Raw genomic sequence first — 1,003 nt, 5'->3', positions numbered from 1 at the left:
CTATCGCGAGCAGATAAAAATAGTACTGGGGTTTTGTTATCTGCTTCACGTAGCGACTGTAAAATTTTCCAACCGGATACGTCAGGTAACATGACATCAAGTATTATTACATCAAATAAGTCGGTCATTGCTAGGTGATGACCGTCAAGTCCATTGCGCGCCAAAGAAACCTGAAAACCAGCTTCACTTAGTCCCTGTTTTAAATAATCTCCTGTCTTTGATTCATCTTCAACAACTAATAAGCGCATACAATTCCTTCATTAAAGTCCTAACAACTACCTCTGCAAATATTATGCAGTATCTGTCACTACAGCAACATGACACCAACATTACAACTTTGTAATGTTCGCGTCATGTTTAAGACAGGTCTATTTTCTATACTCAATACATATTCTGGTATGAAGGAGTAAGGAAATGGGGTTTAAAAAGTCATCACAACAGGTTAGCACACCACGAAGACGATTTGTTCAAGGCTTAATTGCAGGAGGTGTACTTGCTGCTTTTCCGAGTGTATTACATGCTGCATCATCTTTAGTAGCAGGAACAATAACAGGCACTGTGCCCGAACTTAGCGGCAAAGTAATTGATCTGGTTATAGATGAATCGCCGGTTAACTTTACTGGCGTAGTACGTATGGCGACAACTATCAATGGCTCTATACCCGCCCCCACCTTGCGCCTCAAAGAAGGCGATGACGTTACTATTAGAGTAACAAATAAGTTATCAGTACCGAGTTCAATTCATTGGCATGGCATTATTTTACCGTATCAAATGGATGGCGTACCTGGTATCAGTTTTAAAGGCATTATGCCTGGCGAAACCTTTGTTTATAAATTTAAATTACAACAAAGCGGTACATATTGGTATCACTCACATAGTGGCTTTCAAGAAATGACTGGCATGTACGGTGCATTAATTATTGAACCGCGAGAAAAAGATATTATTAGTGCAGATAACGAGCATGTTATTCAATTATCTGATTGGACTGATGATGACCCAATGG

General features: G+C 39.6%; 2 protein-coding genes. One reads left to right on the top strand and one right to left on the bottom strand.

Going from position 1 to position 1,003, the window contains the following annotated elements:
• Positions 1–248: response regulator (locus PSI06_RS20990; RefSeq protein WP_273605073.1), on the bottom strand; the 248-nt coding region annotated here is incomplete at its 3' end.
• Positions 249–414: 166 nt separating this feature from the next.
• On the opposite strand from PSI06_RS20990, the gene PSI06_RS20985 reads away from it, so the two are divergent.
• Positions 415–1,003 (top strand): multicopper oxidase domain-containing protein (locus PSI06_RS20985; RefSeq protein ID WP_273605072.1); only part of this gene is annotated, 589 nt, incomplete at its 3' end.

Origin of the sequence: Pseudoalteromonas sp. GABNS16E (genome assembly GCF_028598715.1) — a bacterium.
GTDB lineage: Bacteria > Pseudomonadota > Gammaproteobacteria > Enterobacterales > Alteromonadaceae > Pseudoalteromonas > Pseudoalteromonas atlantica.
Note: the sequence above shows the minus strand (reverse complement) of the source record. Positions and strands in the feature narration are given on the sequence as shown.